This is a genomic window from Brachybacterium sp., from assembly GCF_036379615.1.
GTDB lineage: Bacteria > Actinomycetota > Actinomycetes > Actinomycetales > Dermabacteraceae > Brachybacterium.
In genome coordinates, this window is sequence record NZ_DASVGJ010000033.1 from 38,252 (window position 1) to 54,219 (window position 15,968).

At 72.3% G+C, this 15,968-nt stretch carries 11 protein-coding genes and 1 tRNA gene; 4 read left to right on the forward strand and 8 right to left on the reverse strand.

All coding sequences use genetic code 11. The features are described 5' to 3' along the window. Window positions 1–4: 4 nt before the first annotated feature. The 4 genes from VF289_RS05645 (at window position 5) to VF289_RS05660 (ending at window position 5,948) form a co-directional block, all read left to right on the forward strand. Entirely contained in the window at window positions 5–1,363 is a 1,359-nt protein-coding gene (locus VF289_RS05645) for a cystathionine beta-synthase (protein ID WP_330882139.1), read from the forward strand. Further along, on the forward strand, window positions 1,360–2,517 hold the full coding sequence (locus VF289_RS05650; protein WP_330881965.1) for a cystathionine gamma-synthase: 1,158 nt from the start codon (window positions 1,360–1,362) through the stop codon (window positions 2,515–2,517). Before VF289_RS05645 ends, VF289_RS05650 begins: the two co-directional genes overlap by 4 nt. A gap of 162 nt (window positions 2,518–2,679) precedes the next feature. Further along, complete coding sequence (locus tag VF289_RS05655) at window positions 2,680–4,737, forward strand: S9 family peptidase (protein WP_330881967.1); 2,058 nt, start codon at window positions 2,680–2,682, stop codon at window positions 4,735–4,737. Between the two features lie 137 nt (window positions 4,738–4,874). After that, window positions 4,875–5,948 (forward strand): Rv2578c family radical SAM protein, encoded by a 1,074-nt coding sequence (locus tag VF289_RS05660; RefSeq protein WP_330881969.1) that lies wholly within the window; start codon window positions 4,875–4,877, stop codon window positions 5,946–5,948. A gap of 60 nt (window positions 5,949–6,008) precedes the next feature. Here VF289_RS05660 and VF289_RS05665 read toward each other — a convergent pair whose 3' ends face one another. From VF289_RS05665 to VF289_RS05700, 8 genes are all read right to left on the reverse strand, one after another. Then, the gene (locus VF289_RS05665) at window positions 6,009–7,376 is read right to left on the reverse strand and encodes a hypothetical protein (RefSeq protein WP_330881970.1); all 1,368 of its coding nucleotides are present in this window, start codon (window positions 7,374–7,376) and stop codon (window positions 6,009–6,011) included. Window positions 7,377–7,428: 52 nt separating this feature from the next. After that, window positions 7,429–8,727 (reverse strand): hypothetical protein, encoded by a 1,299-nt coding sequence (locus tag VF289_RS05670; RefSeq protein ID WP_330881972.1) that lies wholly within the window; start codon window positions 8,725–8,727, stop codon window positions 7,429–7,431. A gap of 156 nt (window positions 8,728–8,883) precedes the next feature. After that, window positions 8,884–8,968 (reverse strand) — tRNA-Ser (locus VF289_RS05675). 180 nt (window positions 8,969–9,148) lie between these two features. After that, entirely contained in the window at window positions 9,149–10,528 is a 1,380-nt protein-coding gene (gene tyrS, locus VF289_RS05680) for a tyrosine--tRNA ligase (RefSeq protein WP_330881974.1), read from the reverse strand. Between the two features lie 266 nt (window positions 10,529–10,794). After that, window positions 10,795–11,976, reverse strand: a complete 1,182-nt coding sequence (locus VF289_RS05685) for a hypothetical protein (RefSeq protein WP_330881976.1) — start codon at window positions 11,974–11,976, stop codon at window positions 10,795–10,797. A 255-nt stretch (window positions 11,977–12,231) separates the two neighbouring features. Further along, the gene (locus VF289_RS05690) at window positions 12,232–12,339 is read right to left on the reverse strand and encodes a methionine/alanine import family NSS transporter small subunit (RefSeq protein ID WP_330881977.1); all 108 of its coding nucleotides are present in this window, start codon (window positions 12,337–12,339) and stop codon (window positions 12,232–12,234) included. 105 nt (window positions 12,340–12,444) lie between these two features. Beyond that, on the reverse strand, window positions 12,445–14,085 hold the full coding sequence (locus VF289_RS05695; protein WP_330881980.1) for a sodium-dependent transporter: 1,641 nt from the start codon (window positions 14,083–14,085) through the stop codon (window positions 12,445–12,447). 243 nt (window positions 14,086–14,328) lie between these two features. After that, window positions 14,329–15,897 (reverse strand): PTS ascorbate transporter subunit IIC, encoded by a 1,569-nt coding sequence (locus VF289_RS05700; protein WP_330881982.1) that lies wholly within the window; start codon window positions 15,895–15,897, stop codon window positions 14,329–14,331. Window positions 15,898–15,968 lie beyond the last annotated feature (71 nt).

Below are 15,968 nucleotides of genomic sequence, written 5' to 3' on the forward strand. Positions count from 1 at the left end.
GGAGATGACGTACGCCCGCTCCGTGGTCGACCTCATCGGCGGCACCCCGCTGGTCCGCCTGAACCGTGTCACCGAGGGGATCGGGGCCACGGTCCTGCTCAAGCTCGAGTACCTCAACCCGGGCGGATCGATCAAGGATCGGATCGCGGCGGCGATGATCGAGGATGCCGAGACGTCGGGCGCCCTCGCCCCCGGCGGCACGATCGTGGAGCCGACCAGCGGCAACACCGGCGTGGGCCTCGCCATGGTCGCCCAGGGCAAGGGCTACCGGTGCATCTTCGTGGCACCGGACAAGGTGGGCGCGGAGAAGCTCGACGTGCTGCGGGCCTATGGCGCCGAGGTGGTCGTCACCCGCACGGACGTGCCGCCGGAGAGCCCGGAGTCGTACTACGGAGTCTCCGATCGTCTGGTCCGGGAGATCCCCGGCGCCCACAAGCTCGACCAGTTCTCCCACCCCGCCGCCCCGCGCAGCCACTACGAGACCACCGGGCCCGAGATCTGGGAGGACACCGCGGGGCAGGTCACCCATCTGGTCGTCGCCGCGGGCACCGGTGGCACCGTCACCGGCACCGGGCGCTACCTCAAGGAGGTCTCGGGCGGTGCGGTGGAGGTCGTCGTCGCCGACCCCGACGGGTCGGTGTACTCCGGCGGGAGCGGACGGCCCTACTTCCTCGAGGGCGCGGGCGAGGACATGTGGCCGGCCAACTACGACCCCGCCGTGCCCGACCGTGCCCTCGCCGTCGACGACGCCGAGTCCTTCGCCATGACCCGGCGCCTCGCCGAGGAGGAGGCGCTGTTCGTCGGCGGCTCCTCCGGCATGGCCGTGGTCGCCGCCCTGCGCACGGCCGAGGACCTGCCCGCCGATGCCGTCGTCGTCGTCATCGCACCCGACGGGGGCCGCGGCTACCTGGGCAAGGTGTTCCACGACGACTGGATGCTGGCCCACGGATTCACCCGCGCCGAGAACGGCCCCGTGGCCGGGGACCTGCTGGACGCCCAGCGCGAGGTGGTCTCCGTCGGCCCCGAGACCTCCCTCGCCGACGCCGCCGCGACGCTGCGCACCTCGCAGCTCGGCCAGATCCCGGTCCTCGCCGCGCCGCTGCCGGCCCGCGAGGGCGAGATCCGCGGCGCCGTCACCGCGCTGGGCCTCGCCCAGGCGCTGCGCGCGGGCGCCTCGCCCACCGAGCCGGTCAGCGAGCACCTGAGCGAGATGCCGACCGTCGGCGTCGGCCGATCGCTCGATGCCCTGGCCGACCTGCTGGCCGGCGTCCCCTCCGCCCTCGTGCTCGACGGCGGCCGCGCCGTCGGGCTCCTCACCCACCACGATCTGCTCACCCACGCCGCGACACAGGAGACACGATGACCGAGACCACCCCCGGATTCGACACCCGCGCCATCCACGCCGGCCAGGAGCCCGATGCCGCCACGGGCGCGGTGAACGTCCCGATCCACCAGTCCTCCACCTTCGCGCAGGACGCCATCGGCGCCCTGCGGGGCGGGTACGAGTACGGCCGGGCGGGCAACCCCACCCGGACCGCGCTGCAGGAGCAGCTCGCCGCGATCGAGGGCGCGCGCCACGCGTTCTCCTTCGCCTCGGGCCTGGCCGCCGAGGACGCCCTGATCCGCGCCCTGCTGAAGCCCGAGGACCGGATCGTCATCGGCAACGACGTCTACGGTGGGACCTACCGGCTCATCGACCGGGTGCTCGGTCCCTGGGGCCTGCGCCACCAGGTGGTCGACATGTCCGACCTCGCCGCCGTGGAGGAGACCGTCACCGGCGGATCCACCGCCCTGGTCTGGGTCGAGACGCCCTCGAACCCGATGATGACGATCTCCGACATCGCCGCGCTGGCCGAGATCGCCCACCGGGCCGGTGCCCTCCTCGTGGTCGACAACACCTTCGCCTCCCCGTCCCTGCAGAACCCGCTCGCGCTCGGCGCGGACATCGTGGTGCACTCCACCACGAAGTACATCGGCGGACACTCGGACGTCATCGGGGGCGCGGTGATGCTCGACGACGACGCCGCGGCCGAGAAGATCGGATTCCTGCAGTTCGCCGCCGGCGCGGTCTCCGCGCCCCTGGACGCCTTCCTCACCACGCGCGGGATCAAGACCCTCGGCGTGCGCATGGAACGCCACTCGGAGAACGCCCAGGCGATCGCCGAATGGCTGCAGGGCCGCGAGGGCGTGAAGGCCGTGCACTACCCGGGCCTGCCCGGCCATCCCGGGCACCAGCTCGCCGCCGCCCAGATGCGCGGCTTCGGAGGGATGCTCTCGGTGTCCTTCACCGGTGGGGGCGAGGCCGCCCGCACGGTGGCCGAGTCCACCCGCCTGTTCACCCTCGCCGAATCGCTCGGCGGGGTGGAGTCGCTGGTGAACCATCCCGCGCAGATGACCCATGCCTCCGTGCAGGGCACGGAGCTCGCCGTGGGGGAGGACCTGCTGCGTCTCTCCGTGGGCCTGGAGAGCCTCCCCGACCTGCTGGCGGACCTGGACCAGGCGCTCTCCCGCCTCTGAACCAGGACGCGCGCCGCGGCGGGGCACCCTCGTCCCGCCGTGGCGCGCGGAGATCCGCTCGGCGCCGGCGAGAGGTGCCGGTGTCACGAACGCGGGGGAATGGGCTCGTGATCGCCCTGGTGCGTGACATGGGCCCGCCGGTCCCTGGCAGGATGGTGCCCCATGACACACCAGAGCCTCACGACCCTGTTGGACGCGGCCCGAGTGGCCGGACTCGAGACCACCGAGGGCGGCCGGATCCTCGCGAAGGTGTCCCGGCCGGACGCCAAGGGCACCGCCTACCGCAGCAGCCTCGTCGAGATCGACGGCGACCGCCTGCTCCCGCTCACCCGCGGCAGCGCCTCCGTCGGCGCCGTCGCCGCAGCCGAGGACGGCACCACCTTCTTCACCGCGAAGCGCGTGGGCGAGGACGGCGAGGAGGCCGACGACGCCCAGCTGTGGGGCCTGCCCCAGCGCGGCGAGGCCCGCGAGCTCGCCTCCCGGCCCGGCGGCTTCGGCGGCCTGACCGTCGCGGGCCGCCACCTGATCGCCGAGCTCGAGGTGCACTCCCAGGCGGCCGACGAGACCGAGCACGCCGCGCTGACCAAGGAGCGCTCCACGGCTAAGGTCACCGCCGCCTTCCACGCCGGATTCCCCACCCGCTACTGGGACCACGACCTCGGCCCCACCCGGCCCGTGCTCGCGATCGCCGCCCTGCCGGGCGACCTCGCGCTCGCCGAGCGCACCCCGGCACCCGCCGGCGCCGACGCCCAGGCCTCGTCTGCCGACGGCGACGACGAGGACCAGCCCACCCAGGTCCTCCACTTCCGCCACCTCCCGATGCCGGCCGGCCGGCTGCTGGACTGGACCGTGGACCGCCACGGCGAGCGGGCCCTGATCGCGGTGCAGGACTCCCGCGGCGACCTCCTCGCCGTCCCGGACCTGTACCTCCTGGACCTCGTGGGCGGCGAGGCGCCGCGTCTGCTCCGCGAGGGCACGGCCGAGGTCGAGCACGGTCCCGGCGCGTTCAGCCCCGACGGCGGCCGCGCCCTCATCGGCCGTCACCGCACCTGGACGCAGACGGCCGCCATGGGCGTCGGCGTCGAACTGCTCGACCTCGCCACCGGCGAGGCGACCCCGGTCTGGCCGGAGCTCGATCACTGGGTGGATCCGATCTGGCTGGACGAGGACACCCTCGTCGCGACCAGCGACGACCAGGGGCGCGGCTCCGTGTGGATCGGCGGGGTCCACGACCCGGCCCCACGCCGTCTTGCGGGCGGCCCGGAGCAGGAGCTCGCCTTCTCCTCGGCCTCGATCGCGGGCGGCGCGATCATCGCCTCCGCCTCCGGGATCGCGGTCGCCCCGCACCCGGTGCGGATCGATCCGGCCACCGGCGAGGTGCAGGCGCTGCCGAACCCGGCCGATGCCGTCGCGCAGACCGGCACCCTCACCGAGGTCGCCGCCACCGCCGAGGACGGCACCGCCCTGCGGGCCTGGCTGCGCCTGCCCGAGGGAGAGGGCCCGCATCCGCTGGTCGTCTTCGCCCATGGCGGGCCCTGGGGCTCGTGGAACGCGTGGACCTACCGCTGGAACCCGGGCCCCTTCGTCGCCGCCGGCTATGCCGTGCTGCTGCCGGACCCGGCGATCTCCACCGGCTACGGCCAGTCGATGATCGATCGCGGTCAGCACGAGCTCGGCGGCGCGCCGTACACCGACATCCTGGCGCTGACCGACGCCACGATCGCCCGTGCGGACATCGACGCCGAGCGCACGGCCTTCGCGGGCGGCTCCTACGGCGGCTATATGGCGAACTGGGTCGCCGGCCACACCGGTGACCGCTTCCGCTGCATCGTCACCCACGCCTCCCTGTGGGACACCGCCACCATGGGTTCCACCACCGACAACTCCGGGTGGGAGCGGCCGATGCGGGAGCAGAACGCGCACTTCAACCCCAAGGACTCCGTGGCCGACATCGTCGCCCCGATGCTCGTGATCCACGGTGACAAGGACTACCGGGTGCCGATCGCGCAGGGTCATGCCCTCTGGTACGACCTCCACGAGTTCTCCGCGACGCCGCGCGACGCCGAGGGGCGCACCCGCCACCGCTACCTCTACTTCCCCGACGAGGGCCACTGGATCCAGGGCCGCGGCAACGCGCAGGTCTGGTACGAGACCTTCCTCGGCTTCCTCGACGAGCACGTGCGCGGCGAGGCGTGGGAGCGGCCGGCGACGCTCGGCTGACGTGCCGGGATTCCCGGTGAGGTGCTGGGACGGCCGAGGGGCGGGGCGGTCCGTCGGCCGCCCGGCCCGGCGGCTCCCCATCGCTCCCGCGGCAGCCCCACCTTGACATCGGGTCGAACAGGCGTTCGAATGTGTGCATGCGATGGAGTGGGCAGGAGATCGGTCGGGCACCGGAGGGGCAGCAGTCCCCGGCGCTGCTGGGCCTGTCCGGTCTGGTGCGCAGCGTGCAGACCCCGGAGTTCCAGGGCGTCACCTTCCACGAGGTCACGGCGAAATCGGCGCTGAACAAGGTGCCGGCCTCCAGCTCGATGCCCTTCGAGTGGACGGTGAACCCGTATCGCGGCTGCTCGCACGCCTGCGTCTACTGCTTCGCCCGCAGCACCCACCGCTACCTCGAGCTGGACGCGGGGGCGGACTTCGACCAGCAGGTGGTGGTCAAGGTCAACGTCGCCGAGGTGCTGCGGGCCGAGCTCGAGCGGCGCTCCTGGCGGCGGGACCTCGTCGCTCTCGGCACCAACACCGACCCCTACCAGCGGGCGGAGGGGCGGTACCGGCTGATGCCCGGGATCCTCTCCGCCCTCGCCGAGAGCGGCACGCCGATCTCGATCCTCACCAAGGGCACCCTGCTGCGCCGAGACCTGCCCCAGCTCGTTCAGGCAGCGGAGCGCGTGCCCGTGGACCTCTCGATGTCGATCGCGGTGTTCGACGACGCGCTGCAGAAGTCCGTCGAACCGGGCACGCCGAGCACCGCGGCACGCCTGGCCACGGTGCGCGCCGCGGCCGATGCCGGGTTCCGCGTGACCGTCTTCCTCATGCCGATCATGCCGTGGCTGACGGACTCCGACGCCCAGCTGGACGAGGCGCTCGCCCGGATCTCCGAGGCCGGAGCGGAGCACGTCATCCACGGCGCGCTGCACCTGCGGCCCGGCGCGAAGGAGTGGTTCCTGGAATGGATCGAGCGGGAGCATCCCCAGCTCGCCACCGGCTACCGCCGCTTCTACGGGAGCTCCTCCTACGCCCCGGCCGGGTACCGTCGCACCCTCGCGCGCCGGCTGCGCACTCTGCTGGAGCGGCACGGCCTGACCTCCCACGAGGACACCGACCAGCCCGAGCAGCGACGGCTCGCGGCCGACGGTGCTCGCCGGGCACGGTCCGCTGCGCTGTCCGCCCCGCTCGCGCTGGACCTCGCCCCACAGCCGGCGCTGTTCTGAGATCGGGTGCTGAGGCCGACCGCCGAGCCCCGAGAGGGCCGACGGCTCCGACGCCGCCTCTCAGGCCACCTCGCCCGCAGGCGCGGACCAGGTCCCGCAGGCGCCGAGGTCGCCGCCGCTGTCCCGCCCGGCCCGCACCCACGCCGCGCGCGACTGCGGGGAGGGCTCGCCGGAAGTGGCCGGCGACGCCTGCGCCTCGGTCGAGGTCACGAAGTCCTCGACCCGGCCGTCGGGCTGCGGCCCCGTCGGCAGCTGGAAGACCGCGACGGAGGACAGGCACGAGATCTGCAGGGCCCAGCGGCGCTGCGCCCCGTCGGCCCCCTCCTGATCATCGGCCAGCGCGACCTGCAGCGCCCCGTAGTAGCCGTCGAGCGACGCCGCGGACAGCACGAACAGGGTGTACGAGTACGAGAGGTGCCACATGTACAGCTGTGGCGCCTCTTCGGCCGAGGTGTGGGAGAACCCGGGGTCCCAGGCGGAGGGCCAGTAGAGGGTGTTGTCGCCGTGGCACACCACCGGCGCGGCGTCGGTGAAACGCGCGGGCTCGCAGGCGGCGTCGGCGGGCAGCGAGTCCGTCGTGTAGGTGACCACCTCGGGGGCCTCGAACTCGATGCCCGCCGGTCGCAGGGCGTCGGCCCAGGAGGTGGCCAGGCAGTCGGCGCCGTCCTGCAGGAACGCCGTCAGCTCCGCCGCGGGCACCGCCCCGCCCGCAACGTCGGGGAGTGCGCAGCCCCCGGGCCCGGACAGCTGCGCCTGGAGCAGGGGATTATCGGTGAGCACCTGCTGGAGCTCCTCCGCATCCCCGACCGGGGTCTGGCCGTCCGTCAACGGCTGCCAGTGCCCGGGCTCGGCGCGAGGGGAGCCGTCGGCCGGTCCGGTGCCGTGGGGGTCAGCTCCCTCCGGATCGGTGCCGGCCGGGTCGCCGGTCGCCGTGGCGGATGGACGGTCCCAGGGGCTCGCGAGCCACAGCGCCGTCAGCCCTCCGCCGATGCCCAGCAGCAGGAGCATCGCGCAGCCGAAGGCGACCGCCGGGAGCAGCAGGCCGCGGCGCCGCGGGGAGCGGGTGGCGTCGATCCCCGGCGGGATGGCCGACGGGGAGCTCGGACCCGGATCCGTCACCGGCCGGGGGCCTGGCGCGGGCTGAGGGCTCGGCGTCGTCCGGAGGTCCGGCGGCTGCGCGGAACTGTCGAGGCGGGGCCGACGGTCGAAGCTCTGGATCGGCCCCTGATCGGGCACGGCCGGACGCCCGAAGGGCGCACGATCGATGAACTCCGGCGGTGGGGGCGGCGAGGGCTGCTGGGGCTGCGAGGTCGGCGAGGGCTGCGAGGACCCGTCCGCCGCCGGAGGGACCGCCGGGCGCATCACGGTGTCGTGGTCATCAGGTGCGTCCTCGGGGGATTCGACGCCCTCGCCCCTGCTGCTCATCACGCTCCCGTCCCTGCGGCCCTGCGATCCCGGTACTGCGCCGGCGGGCTCGTGGTCAGGTCACGTCCTCGACGTCGGCCGCCCAGGTGTTGCAGGCGGAGAGGTCACCACCGGAGTCGAATCCCGCCGAGATCCATCGCACCCGGGCCTCGGGGCTGATGGTGTGCGGCGGCTCGCCCTCGGTCCAGCTGCGGGTGTCGGTCAGGGCGTCCCGCAGGGCCGGCGTGGGCTCAGCTCCGCTCGGGACCTGCATCGACGTGGCTGAGGCGATGCACTGACGCTGCAGAGCGAATCGCCGCCAGGCCTCGTCGAAGCGCTCCTCGTCGGTGGTCTCCAGCTGGTCGCGCATCGTCTGGTAATAGACGGTCAGCGAGCTGTTCCAGGTCATGGTGTTGGTGTAGATGAAGGAGAGGTCCCACAGGTAGCCGCCCGGGACGTTCGCCGGGTCCGAGAACTCCCGGGCCGTCCCGTAGCCGTCCGGCCAGTAGATGGTGGAGTCGAGGTTGCACATGCGCGGGAAGTCCGCGGCGAAGCCGTTGTCGCAGGTGGCGTCGGCCGGGACGTCCGGGTGGTGGTAGACCACGATCTTCGGGCTCACCCAGGGCAGGCCGCGGTCCGAGCTCGCCGTGGACCAGATCTGGTTCAGGCAGGTCGCGGAGGCGTTCAGCACGGCCTCCAGCTCCTCGACGCTCGGCTCCACCGGGGTGTCCGGCAGATCGCACGAGGGCAGGGCGGGCAGCGTGCCCTCGGTGAAGGGGTTGGTCTCCATGACCTCCCACAGCTCATCGGCGGAGCCGGTGGGCGGGTCGTACGGCGCCACCACCTCGAAGGGGGACTCCTCGGCCGCCTCCGGCGTGGTCGTCTCAGAGGTGGCCGACTCCGTCGGGGTCGAGGACTCCGGGTCCTCCGCGGTGGTCGTCGGGGACTCCGGCCCGGCGGTGGCCTCCTCGCCGCCCTGGTTCAGCACCAGGAACGTGATCCCGCCTCCCACCACCAGCAGCATCGCGAACACGCAGGTGAGCGCCACGCCCGCGATCACCCACGGGCGCTTGGACCTGGGTGTCTGCGGGGGGCCGCCGGGACCCTGCGGGGGGCCGTATCCCGGGCCCTGCGGAGGGCCGCCCGGGCCCTGCGGGAAGCCGGGGTGGGGCGCCGACGGTGGGGACTGCCAAGGGGCGGGGGAGGGGGCGCCGAACTGGCCGCCCTGAGGAGCGCTCCCCGGCTGGGGCTGGCCACCCTGCGGGACCCCGTTCTGCGGGGAGCCGTTCTGTGGGGTGCCGCCCTGCGGGGTCCCGTTCTGCCACGGTTCGCCCTGCGGCTGATTGCCGGGTCCACCCCATCCTGAGCTCGACATCGACTCCCCCTCGCGTGTGTCGGGACTCTCCTGGGCAAAGGATATCCGTACAGCGCGCGGTGCGATGCGCCGCGGGCATGCAGGGCGACCTGCGCCGGGCATGCGAAAGGCCCCCGATCTGCGATCGAGATCGCAGGCCAGGGGCCATTTCGTGAGCGGAGGATGGGGGATTTGAACCCCCGAGGGCGTTAACCCAACACGCGTTCCAGGCGTGCGCCATAGGCCGCTAGGCGAATCCTCCAGCGCTCGTAAGAGCAGGCATCAGCGTACCGGACGCTCCGGGGTGGTGCGAACCGGGACGGCACAGGTCACATTCACCACCCTGCGCGGCGGCGACGAACGCACCGATTGTGCGCTGACGACCTATGTGTCCGCTCGGCATCGGTCCTCAGCGCACAATGCTCCGGGGCATGCCGGTGCCTCACCCGGGCGCCGGTGGATCTGCGACCTCGAGCCGGAACCAGCGCCGTCGCCCTGCACGCAGGACCTGCGAGGGTGAGAGGGTCAGGAGCTCCTCCGGGTCCGGGAGGCGGCGTCCCTCCAGCTCCACCCCGCCACCGGCCAGGAGGCGTCGTGCCTCGCTGCGGGAGAGTTCGGGACGCGCCGTCGTCACCAGGTCGAGTGCCGTCATCGTCGGGCTGCGCAGCGCGAGCGGGACCATTTCGCGGGGCTGCTGCCGTGCCGAGAACACGCGCAGGAACTCCCCGCGGCTGCGCTGCGCCGCGGATGCCCCGTCGTACCGCGCGACGATCGCCTCGGCAAGGTCGAGCTTCGCATCGCGTGCCGTGACGCCGCCGAGGCGCGCACGTCGGCCCAGCTCCTCGACCTGCTCGAGCGGCAGGTCCGAGTAGACGAGCGCCCACTGCCCCACGAGCTCGTCCTGCAGCGTCATCAGCCGGCCGAGCTTCTCCTCCGGCGCCGCGCACAGCCCCACGTAGTTGTCCAGCGACTTGGACTGCTTGGGCCCGCCGTCCAGCCCCGGCGTGACGGTGCTGGTGATGATCGTCTGCGGCACCTGACCGTGCTTGACCTGCAGCTCCCGCCCCATCGCCTCGTTGAACAGCTGGTCGGTGCCCACGATCGTCAGATCCGAAGCCAGGGCCACGCTGTCGAAGCCCTGCAGCACCGGGTAGATCAGCTCGTGCATCGCGATCTCGGTCCCCGCGGTGATCCGGGAGCGGAACATGTCGCGGGAGACGAGGTGCCCGTGCGTGACCAGGCTCAGCTCCGCGAGCAGGCCCGCGACTCCCATCTCGTCGAACCACTCGGAGTTCCGACGGATCTGCAGCAGCCCCGGCTCGGTGCGCAGCACCCGAGTGACCTGACCCAGGAAGGACTCGGCGTTCTCGCGGATCTGCTGCTCGGTGAGGACGGGGCGGGTGGTGTTGCGGCCGGTCGGATCCCCGATGCGGCTGGTGGTGTCCCCGAGCAGGAAGATCACGGTGTGGCCGTGGTCCTGGAGGGCACGCATCATCCAGAGGTTCACCGCATGGCCGAGGTGGAGATCGGGAGCGGTGAGGTCCACGCCGAACTTGATGCGCAGGGGACGTCCCTCGCGGAGTCGGGTCAGCAGGTCTTCGCGTCCGACGATCTGGTCCGTGGTGCGTTCGAGGGCGGCGAGCAGCTGTTCAGGGGAGGTGGGTCCGTCCGGTGCTCCGTCCGAGCCGGGCACGACCTGGTCGGCGGGCCGGAGAGCGGTCGGTGGGAGGTCGGAGGATCGGGGGACGGCGGGCTGGGAGTCGGCGGGTCGGGGATCGGCGGGTCGGTGGGCGACGGGCCGGTGCGGGGTCGGCGTGGTCATGGGGGTCCTCTCGGGAGGGCGAGGGACCTCGGGACCAGCCCCTGCCGTGGAAACGGAGAAGGCGAGGACCATGTGGTCCTCGCCTGGGGCTCTGGGTCGAGCGGTGCTACGTCACCTCGCCTGCCTCACGGCCTCGGCGCGCACCACGGCGCGGCTCGTCCCAGAGCCGTGCCGATAGTCGATGCGCAGGTGCATGCGGGAAGGGTAGCGCATGGCCGGGCATCGATTCCGCGCTGAGGACCTGTGCGCCGTGCCCACATAGGTCCTCAGCGTGAAAACGGCGACGCGGGGCGGGGCAACGAGGGCTGGGGCGACGCGGGGCGGCGCGACGAGGGCTGGGGTGACGCGGGGCGGGGGATCGGTCGGCGTAGAGCCCTGCCCGCAGCACCTCGCCAGGCGCTCTCCGGCGGAGCCGCATGGCCGCCTGCGAGGAATGTGCGTCGCAGCGCGCTGAGGAAGCGGCCAGGTGCACGGATGTCGGCCGCTGTCAGCCGGCGCAGGGTCCATCCCGCCGATTCCAAGGAGTCCCGTCGAGCGTGCTCCTCCCTCCATGCGCCTCTGCGTCGGTGCATGTCCCCGTCGTACTCCACACCGATCAGGAGCGAGGCATAGGCATTGTCGATGCGCCGAGTGATCCCGCTGTGCGGATCGGGGACGCGCAGGTTCGGGATCGGCTCGGGGAACCCGGCGCGGGTGACGAGCAGGCGGGTTCGCGTCTCACCGGGGGACTCGACACCCTCACGAGCATCGGCGAGCGCTCGGAACACCCTTCGATATCCCGGCCGTCGGCGGTAGGGCGTGAGCGCACGCCGCACGGAATCACGGGTCGCCGCCCCGAAAGCGCTGTTCGGACCGAGGAAGTGGTCGATCGCGATGACCACCTCATCGTGCTCGAGAGTCGTGGCCAGCTCCCGCAGCAGCTCAGCGGGGGAGGAGAGGAGCAGGCCGTGCCACCTGCGGGTGGCGCCCGGCGCCATCTGATGAACCGTCACGTTCCGTCCCGCACTCCGACTCCGGTCGGGAGGGACCCGGCAGTGCATGCGAGGGAGTCTCAGCTCGAGCGCGGAATGTCCCGGAGCGAGAGCATCGAGGTCCGTCAGGGGTGGTGCTTCGGGGGAGTCCCGACGGGCGAAAAGGCTCAGCCGTCGCCGGCCACTGCGAGGATCACGCAGGCGGACCAGGAGTCCGATCCCGTTGTCGGCGTCGACGGGGACCGGTACTCCGTACAGGACAGCTGCAGTGGTGTGGCTGAGGACTGCGCCGGGGATCAGCGTCGTCTGCAGGGCGGACGCGACGTCGTCGAACCAGGCCGGGTGATCGCGGGGAGTGAGCAGACCGGGCAGCGGCCGGAGGAACTGGGGACCGGCCAGGCGTGTGGTGGAGACGCCCATCTCGCGCCATCGGCTGCGCGGGAGCAGGGCGCCGCCGGGGAGGGGAGTGGCGCGCATGCTCGGACCGTAGACGCCGCATCGCCGGGGTGCCATCGGTCGCGGTGCGCTGTGGAGAACTCGGCATGGGGGAGGAAGGGCACGGGAGGGGACGGGCGGCGTGAACCGGTGCCCTTCTCGGCGAGCGCCCCCATTCTGCGCTGAGGGCCTATGGGACGGCCGCGGACAGGTCCTCAGCGCAGAATCGGCGACACCGGGGGCGTGGACGGGCGCCGACGGGGGCGGCAGCGCGAGTGCTCGGCGACGCCAGCAGGCTCAGTCGTCGGCCTCGGGGTGGCGGGTGAGGTTGACGATGGCGGCGACGAGGCCGCCCCAGACGGTGACGATCGCGACGATCATCATGGCGATGGAGGCGAAGGACATGATCACTCCTGAGGTGGGGAGGAGCGAGGAGCTCCTGGACGGGAGGTCGGGCTGAGGGGCGGCGGAGCCGGTCGGCGGGGTCGCGCGAACGGCTCCGCCACGCGGTCACGGGGCGGAGCGCAGCTCGTGCGGGGTCGCGGCCTCGGGGGTGGTGATCAGGCCCTTGCCGGCCACGGCCTCCGGGGCGATCGGGTCGCCGTCGGAGTCCGTCTTGTACAGGTTGGAGTTCTTCGACCACGGGATCAGCGACAGCCCGATCGCGACGACCACCAGACCGATCGCCATCAGCCAGCCGAACACCAGGTTGAACCAGCCGGGATACCCGCTGTAGGTGGTCTCGGAGGTGACCAGGGTGATCGTGTTGAAGATCAGCGTGACGCCGAGCACCACCGGGGCGATCACTGCCACGCACAGCATCCAGATCCAGCCGATCCGGAAGGTGCCACGCTGGTTGAGGTGGTCGCGCAGGGTGGGCAGACCCCGCACGATGTAGGCGACCACGATCGTGGAGACGGCCGCCGCCGCGACGATCCCGTACTCGTTGGCCCACTTGTCCATCACGTCCAGCAGCGGGAGCCCCATGGTGGTGGAGAACAGCACGATGGAGACCACGGCCATCGGAATGCTGACCACGAGGGTCGCGGGAACGCGAGCCAGGCCGAACTTGTCCTGGATCGAGGCGATGACGACCTCGACGATGGAGATCAGCGAGGTGAAGCCCGCCAGCACCAGCGAGCCGAAGAACAGCACGCCGATGATGGCGCCCGCCGGGGCCTCGCTGATGATCGTCGGGAAGGCGATGAAGGCCAGGCCCACACCGGAGGTGACGACCTCGTCGATCGCGACGCCCTGCGCCTGTGCCATGAAGCCGAGCGCCGAGAACACGCCGATGCCGCAGAGGATCTCGAAACCGGAGTTGGCGAAGCCGACCACCAGGCCGGAGCCGGTGAGGTCGGTCTTCTTCTTCAGGTAGGAGGAGTAGGTGAGCATGATGCCGAAGGCCACCGACAGCGAGAAGAAGATCTGGCCGTAGGCCGCGATCCAGACGCCGGGATCGGTCAGTGCGGCCCAGTTGGGCTGGAAGAAGGCGTCCAGGCCGTCGATCGCGCCGGGCAGGAACAGCGAGCGCACCACCAGGATGATGAACATGACGATCAGCAGCGGGATGAAGACGGCGGAGCTGGCGGCGATGCCCTTCTGCACGCCGAGAGACATCACGACGATCACCGCGAGCCACACTACGATCATCGAGATCAGCACGGAGGGCACGAAGTCGAAGGAGACGGTGGCGTCGGCCCCGCCGAGGGCCTGGGTGTACTCGTCGAAGAACGCGCCGGCGTCCGCACCCCAGCGCTGGTCGAGGGAGAAGATCGTGTAGTTCGTGGCCCAGGCCAGGATCAGTGCGTAGTACAGCGCGATGATCAGCGCGATGAGCACCTGCCACCAGCCGATGAACTCGGTCCAGCGGCGGAAGCGGCGCCACGCGGCGGGGGCCGAGCCGCGCCAGCGGTGCCCGAGAGCGTAGTCGAGGAAGAGCAGCGGGATGCCCGCGGTCAGCAGTGCGACCAGGTACGGCAGGATGAACGCGCCGCCGCCGTTCTCGTAGGCGACCGCGGGGAAGCGCCAGATGTTGCCGAGGCCGACGGCGGAGCCGATCGCCGCGAAGATGAACGCGGTCCGGCCGGAGAAGGCACCGCGGTCGGCGCTCGGGGCGGCCGCACCGGCAGATGGGGACGTTGCACTCATGGAGAGCCTCCGGGGAGCTGCGCCGCAGGGGGACGGCGCGAGGGAGAAGAGCCGACGACGGTGACGGCTCGCGGGAGGGACGCCGTGGTGACGACGTCCGTGGCGGTCGCCACGAGGCGACCGGGAACCGCAGGGGTGCGCGGTCCGTACGGGGGTGCCGGCGCGGGATCGCCGCGGAGCACTTGGTGAATCGTACCGGTCCGGCCTACGGGCTGTCGGCCGGACCGGTGCGCCCCGGGCGCGTCAGTCGGCCGGCGGGGGCGGGGGCGTCGGCGCGCCGACCGGGGGAGCGACCCTCGGGTAGCTCCCGGCGCCCGGGGCGGTGCGCTGCGGTGCGGCTGCGGGGTCGCCGCTCGGCGTCGCGGAGGCGCCGACGGCCGTGCGAGCCGGGGACGGGTCCCAGCCGGCGTCGACCACACGGCGCTGCATGAGGATCGCGCCGCCGAGGAGCACCGCGGCCACCACGACCAGCAGCACGATGCCGGGCAGGACGCCGGTGCGGGCGGAGTACCCGATGAGGATACCGAACCAGCCGAAGTCGGTGTCGCCGAAGGTGGTGTTCGCGGAGCCGAAGGAGCCGAGCACCTTCAGCAGCAGCGCGGGCAGGAAGGTGACCAGCAGACCGTTGACGAAGCCGCCGGCGACGGCGCCGCGCCGGCCGCCGGTCGCATTGCCGTAGACGCCCGCCGCGCCGCCGGTGAAGAAGTGCGGCACCAGTCCCGGAAGGATCAGAGCGAGGCCGAGCACCGGCCCGAGCCACACGCCGAGCACGAGCAGGCCGATCAGGCCGCCCGCGAAGCTGGAGAGGAAGCCGATCAGCACGGCGTTCTGGGCGTAGGGGAAGACGATCGGGGCGTCCAGCGCCGGGATCGCGCCGGGCACCACCTTGGCGGCGATGCCCTGGAAGGCGGGGACCAGCTCGCCGAGGATCGTGCGCACGCCGAAGAGGATCACGGCCACGGCGATGCCGAACTGCAGGCCCTGGGTCACGGACTGCATGAGGTAGTTGCCGACGTCGCTCGCGCCGCCCTCGAAGGCGTCGAAGGCGGTGGCCTGCCCGGCGCGCACCAGGTACACGACCGCGACCACGAGATACATCAGCACCATCGACAGGGCGGTGGCGACCATGGAGTCGCGCAGGAAGCGCAGGGACTCGGGCACCTTGAGGTCCTCGGTGGAGCGGCTGCGACCCTGCGGGTCCACGAGGCGGCCGACGGCGCCGGCGGCGATGTAGCCAGCGGTGCCGAAGTGGCCGATCGCGATCGAGTCGTCCCCGGTGATGCGGCGGGTCCAGGGCTGGGCGAGGGCCGGCAGGGACACCATCAGGACGCCGAGCAGCACCGCGCCGAGGACGACCACGACGACCGTCGGCATCCCGGCCGAGGCCATCACCACGGTGATCAGGGTGGCCATGAACAGCAGGTGGTGGCCGGTGAGGAAGACGTAGCGCAGCGGGGTGAAGCGCGCCAGCAGGATCGCGACCACGAAGCCGAGGATCATCAGCCACGCGACCTGTGCGCCGAACTGCTCCTGGGCGATGCCCGCGATCGCCTCGTTGGTGGGGACGACGCCCTGGGCGCCGAGCGCGCCCTGGATCATGATCCCGAGCGGGGCGAGGGATGCGGTGACCAGGGTGGCTCCGGCGCCGATGAGCAGGAAGCCGAGCACGGCCTTGAGGGCGCCGCCGGCCACCTGGCCGACGGACTTGCGCAGGGCGATCAGGCCGATCGCGGTGATGATGCCGATGAGATAGGCGGGGACGCTGAGGAACTCGTTGACGAGGAACTCGGCGATCGTGACGAGCACGTTCATGGTCTTGCTCCGTGACGGTGGGGTGGGGAGCGGCGGCGCGCGGGCCGCCGGGGAGGGGCGGTGGTGTCGGG

Coding starts and splice junctions, on each gene's coding strand:
- VF289_RS05670 (WP_330881972.1), bottom strand. CDS start 8,727: ATGTCGAGCTCAGGATGGGGTGGACCCGGCAATCAGCCGCAGGGCGAA.
- VF289_RS05650 (WP_330881965.1), top strand. CDS start 1,360: ATGACCGAGACCACCCCCGGATTCGACACCCGCGCCATCCACGCCGGC.
- VF289_RS05700 (WP_330881982.1), bottom strand. CDS start 15,897: ATGAACGTGCTCGTCACGATCGCCGAGTTCCTCGTCAACGAGTTCCTC.
- VF289_RS05645 (WP_330882139.1), top strand. CDS start 5: ATGACGTACGCCCGCTCCGTGGTCGACCTCATCGGCGGCACCCCGCTG.
- VF289_RS05690 (WP_330881977.1), bottom strand. CDS start 12,339: ATGTCCTTCGCCTCCATCGCCATGATGATCGTCGCGATCGTCACCGTC.
- VF289_RS05685 (WP_330881976.1), bottom strand. CDS start 11,976: ATGCGCGCCACTCCCCTCCCCGGCGGCGCCCTGCTCCCGCGCAGCCGA.
- VF289_RS05695 (WP_330881980.1), bottom strand. CDS start 14,085: ATGAGTGCAACGTCCCCATCTGCCGGTGCGGCCGCCCCGAGCGCCGAC.
- tyrS (WP_330881974.1), bottom strand. CDS start 10,528: ATGACCACGCCGACCCCGCACCGGCCCGTCGCCCACCGACCCGCCGAT.
- VF289_RS05655 (WP_330881967.1), top strand. CDS start 2,680: ATGACACACCAGAGCCTCACGACCCTGTTGGACGCGGCCCGAGTGGCC.
- VF289_RS05660 (WP_330881969.1), top strand. CDS start 4,875: ATGCGATGGAGTGGGCAGGAGATCGGTCGGGCACCGGAGGGGCAGCAG.